General features: G+C 67.8%; 5 protein-coding genes. All 5 read left to right on the forward strand.

Annotation, left to right across the window (positions count from 1 at the left end; translation table 11 throughout):
* Positions 1-29 precede the first annotated feature (29 nt).
* Positions 30-497, forward strand: a complete 468-nt coding sequence (locus tag VFA16_RS00935) for a histidine kinase (protein WP_324966017.1) — start codon at positions 30-32, stop codon at positions 495-497.
* Positions 498-517: 20 nt separating this feature from the next.
* Entirely contained in the window at positions 518-1,279 is a 762-nt protein-coding gene (locus VFA16_RS00940; RefSeq protein WP_324966013.1) for a DUF4097 family beta strand repeat-containing protein, read from the forward strand.
* On the forward strand, positions 1,276-2,448 hold the full coding sequence (gene dxr / locus VFA16_RS00945) for a 1-deoxy-D-xylulose-5-phosphate reductoisomerase (protein WP_324966014.1): 1,173 nt from the start codon (positions 1,276-1,278) through the stop codon (positions 2,446-2,448). The genes VFA16_RS00940 and dxr overlap by 4 nt, the downstream gene beginning before the upstream one ends.
* A complete protein-coding gene (locus VFA16_RS00950) occupies positions 2,445-3,641 on the forward strand; it encodes a M50 family metallopeptidase (protein ID WP_324966015.1) in 1,197 nt (398 codons plus the stop codon). Before dxr ends, VFA16_RS00950 begins: the two co-directional genes overlap by 4 nt.
* Positions 3,642-3,707: 66 nt before the next feature.
* Positions 3,708-4,521: flavodoxin-dependent (E)-4-hydroxy-3-methylbut-2-enyl-diphosphate synthase (ispG, locus tag VFA16_RS00955; protein WP_324966016.1), on the forward strand; the 814-nt coding region annotated here is incomplete at its 3' end.

Genomic DNA, 4,521 nt, shown 5'->3' on the forward strand with positions numbered 1-4,521 from the left:
TGACATCAAAATGGTGTCACCATGACACTATGGAGTTGCAGCCGTATGTCGACGCCGTACGACACGAGCTCGACGTCGCCGCCGCGGCCGCTGGTTCTGAGGCGCAGGCGCTCGCAGGTCGGCTTGGCGCTGCACTGGAGCCGGCGATGCGGCTGTCCTTGTTGGAGGCCCTGTCGGCGGCTGCCGAGGAAATCACCCGCGAGCTGGCCCCGCGTTCGGTGGAGGTCCGGCTGCGCGGGCGTGAACCGGAGTTCATCGTCAGCGACCCGTTCGACGAGCCCGCCCAAGACCCTTTTCTCACCGTCGACGACGACGGCGGCACCTGGCGGGTGACCCTGCGGCTGCCGGAAGGACTACGGGCGGCAGTCGAGGCCGCCGCTCGTCGTGACGGGTCGTCGCTGAACAGCTGGCTGGTCCGCGCGGCAGCGGCCGCGGCCCAATCCACCCGGCAACCCCCGACCGCCACCCGTCACCACGTCAGCGGCTGGGTGCGCTGACAGCAACCAAAGGAGAACTGATGCCGACTTTTCCTACGCCGCAACCCATTACGGCAAACATTCAAGCCACGGCTGGTTCCATCCGGCTCGTCGCGAGCGACCGCGACGACACCATCGTCGAGATCCGCCCACACGACCCATCTCGCCAAGCCGACGTGCGGTCCGCCGAACAGGCCCGGATCTCCTACGCCAACGGCAAACTGGCCGTCGCACCGGCAAAGCACGGATTCCTCGGATACCGGATGGGCGCCGTCGACATCGTCGTCGAGCTGCCGTCGCACTCCAGCGCACAGGTCTCCGTGGCCTCCGCCGACGTGCACGCCGAGGGCCACCTCACCGACGTCCGGTTCGCCTCCGCCAGCGGCAACCTCGGGTTGCAGTCGATCGCCGGCCGGGTCAAGGCTGCCACCGCCTCGGGCAGTGTCGACATCGGCCTGCTCGACGGCGACATGAAGTTCCAGGCCGCCAGCGGCTCGCTGACCGTCGACCAGCTGCGCGGCCACCTCAAGTCGGAGACCTCATCGGGTTCGGTCAGCATCGACACCGCCGCCAGCGGGGCCGTGCTCGCCCACACTTCCAGCGGCGACGTCGAGATCGGCATCCCCGAGGGCACCGCGGCCCAGCTCGACATCAAGACCGGGTCCGGGGTCGTCACCAACCGGCTGCAGCCGTCCGACGGACCCGCTGACGGGGAGGAAATGCTGCTGGTCCGGGTGCGCACCGGCTCCGGCGACGTCGAGATCCACCGGGCGGTACAGGCACACGGCACAATAAGTGGGTGACCAGCCGCCGCATCAAAGTCCTGGTGCTGGGCAGCACCGGCTCGATCGGCACCCAGGCCCTGGAAGTCGTCGCCGCTAACCCGGACCGCTTCCAGGTGGTCGGGCTGGCGGCGGGCGGCGGGCGTCCGGAGCTGCTCGCGCGCCAGCGCGCCGAGACCGGCGTGACCAACATCGCGGTCACCGACGAGCGCGCCGCCGAGGCTCTCGGCGACGTCGCCTACCGGGGAGCCGACGCCATCACCCGGCTGATCGAAGACACCGAGGCCGACGTCGTGCTCAACGCGCTGGTCGGGGCGCTGGGCTTAAAGCCCACACTGGCCGCGCTGGCCACCGGCGCCCGGCTGGCTCTGGCCAACAAGGAATCGCTGGTCGCCGGCGGTCCGCTCGTGCTTAAGGCAGCCAAGCCGGGACAGATCGTGCCCGTCGACTCCGAACACTCGGCAATGGCCCAGTGCCTGCGCAGCGGCTCGGTCGACGAGGTCGCGAAGATTGTGCTCACCGCCTCCGGCGGCCCGTTCCGCGGCTGGTCGGCCGCCGAGCTCGAGTGCGTCACACCGCAGCAAGCCGGGGTGCATCCGACCTGGTCGATGGGGCCAATGAACACGCTGAACTCCGCGTCGCTGGTCAACAAGGGTCTTGAGCTGATCGAAACCCATTTGCTGTTCGGCGTCGCCTACGAGCGCATCGACGTCGTCGTGCATCCGCAGTCCATCGTGCATTCGATGGTCACGTTCACCGACGGCTCGACCATCGCGCAGGCCAGCCCACCGGACATGAAGCTGCCGATCGCCTTGGCACTGGGCTGGCCCGACCGGGTGCCCGGGGCTGCCGCCGCCTGCGACTTCTCCACCGCGTCCCGCTGGGAATTCGAGCCGCTGGACAGCGAGGTGTTCCCGGCCGTCGAGCTGGCCCGGCATGCGGGTCTGGCCGGCGGCTGCCTGACCGCCGTCTACAACGCGGCCAACGAAGAAGCCGCGGCGGCATTCCTGGCCGGGCGAATCGGCTTCCCGGCGATCGTGCGAACCATCGCCGACGTGCTGGCCGACGCCGACGAGTGGGCCGCGCAACCCGCTACCGTGGATGACGTACTCGACGCGCAGCGCTGGGCCCGCGAGACGGCCAGACGCCGGATTGATCGAGCCACACAGGAGGTCATGCCCACTCGATGATGTTCGTGATCGGCATTGTGCTGTTCGCCCTTGCCATCTTGATTTCGGTGGCACTGCACGAATGCGGCCACATGTGGGCGGCACGCGCCACCGGCATGAAGGTCCGCCGCTATTTCGTCGGCTTCGGCCCCACGTTGTGGTCGACTCGGCGCGGTGAGACCGAATACGGCCTCAAGGCCATTCCGGCCGGCGGTTTCTGCGACATCGCCGGGATGACCGCGGTCGAAGAACTCGCGCCCGACGAACGCGACCGGGCCATGTACAAGCAGAAGACCTGGAAGCGCGCCGCGGTGTTGCTGGCCGGGCCCGGGATGAACTTCCTCATCGGGCTGCTGCTGATCTACATCATCGCCGTGGCATGGGGCCTGCCGAACCTGCATCCGCCCACCGCGGCGGTGGTCGGCGAAACCGCTTGTGTCCCACCAGAATTGAGCAAAGGCCAGTTTGGGCAGTGCACCGACCCGGGTCCGGCGGCTGCCGCGGGCATCCGCGCCGGCGACGTCGTCGTCAAAGTCGGCAACACCGACGTGCACACGTTCGACGAGATGGCGGCCGCGGTGCGCCAGGTGCACGGCACGGTTCCGTTTGTCATCGAGCGTGGCGGCAAGACGCTCACCCTGCCCGTCACCGTCGTACCCACGCAGCGTTGGGTCGACGGCACACCGTCGAAAGTCGGCATGATCGGTGTGGCGCCGAAGACCTACCCGCCCACGCAGTACAACGCGTTGACTGCGGTGCCCGCCACCTTTGCCTTTACCGGCGACCTGTCGGTCGAGCTGGGCAAGGCGCTGGCCGCGATCCCGACCAAGGTCGGGGCGCTGGTGCATGCCATCGGCGGCGGCCAGCGCGACCCGGAGACGCCGATCAGCGTGGTCGGTGCCAGCATCATCGGCGGCGACACCGTCAACCACGGGCTGTGGGTAGCGTTCTGGTTCTTCTTGGCCCAGCTGAACTTCATCCTGGGTGCGGTCAACCTGGTGCCGCTGCTGCCGTTCGACGGCGGGCACGTCGCGATCGCGGTGTACGAGAAGATCCGCAACATGATTCGCTCAGCCCGTGGCATGGTCGCGGCCGCGCCGGTGAACTATCTCAAACTCATGCCGGCAACTTACGTAGTGTTGGTGCTGGTGGTCGGCTACATGTTGCTGACCGTGACCGCCGATCTGGTCAACCCGATCAGGCTGTTCCAGTAGGAGAAATCGATGGCCCGCGCCGGCGACGACGCAGAGCGAGCGAAGCGATGAGGAGGAGCGGCGCTCATGCCCGCTGACCAAAAAGTCGGCTTAGGAATGCCGGCATCGCCCCCGCCGACGTTGTCGCCGCGGCGCAAGACGCGCCAGCTGATGGTCGGCAATGTCGGGGTGGGTAGCGACTACCCCGTTTCGGTGCAGTCCATGTGCACGACGAAAACCCACGACGTCAACGCCACCTTGCAGCAGATCGCCGAGCTGACCGCAGCCGGCTGCGACATCGTGCGGGTCGCCTGCCCGCGGCAAGAGGACGCCGACGCGCTGGCCGAGATCGCGCGGCACAGCCAGATTCCGGTGATCGCCGACATCCATTTCCAGCCGCGCTATATCTTCGCCGCGATCGAGGCGGGCTGCGCGGCGGTTCGCGTCAACCCCGGCAACATCAAGGAATTCGACGGCCGAGTCGCCGAAGTCGCGAAAGCCGCCGGCGATGCCGGCGTCCCGATCCGCATCGGCGTCAACGCCGGGTCGCTGGACAAGCGGTTTATGGAGAAGTATGGCAAGGCCACACCCGAGGCGCTGGTCGAGTCGGCGCTGTGGGAAGCCTCGCTGTTCGAGGAGCACGGCTTCGGCAACATCAAGATCAGCGTCAAACACAACGACCCGGTGGTCATGGTCCGGGCCTACGAATTGCTGGCCGCCCAGTGCGACTACCCACTGCACCTGGGCGTCACCGAAGCCGGCCCGGCGTTTCAAGGCACCATCAAGTCCGCGGTGGCCTTCGGCGCCTTGCTGAGCAAGGGCATCGGCGACACGATCCGGGTATCGCTGTCGGCGCCGCCGGTCGAGGAGGTCAAGGTCGGCAACCAGATCCTCGAGTCGC

It is taken from the genome of Mycobacterium sp. (assembly GCF_035653355.1).
GTDB lineage: Bacteria > Actinomycetota > Actinomycetes > Mycobacteriales > Mycobacteriaceae > Mycobacterium.

What these genes read in the sequence shown, in the direction of transcription:
- VFA16_RS00940 (WP_324966013.1), top strand. Translation starts at nt 518, where the DNA reads ATGCCGACTTTTCCTACGCCGCAACCCATTACGGCAAACATTCAAGCC.
- VFA16_RS00935 (WP_324966017.1), top strand. Translation starts at nt 30, where the DNA reads ATGGAGTTGCAGCCGTATGTCGACGCCGTACGACACGAGCTCGACGTC.
- VFA16_RS00950 (WP_324966015.1), top strand. Translation starts at nt 2,445, where the DNA reads ATGATGTTCGTGATCGGCATTGTGCTGTTCGCCCTTGCCATCTTGATT.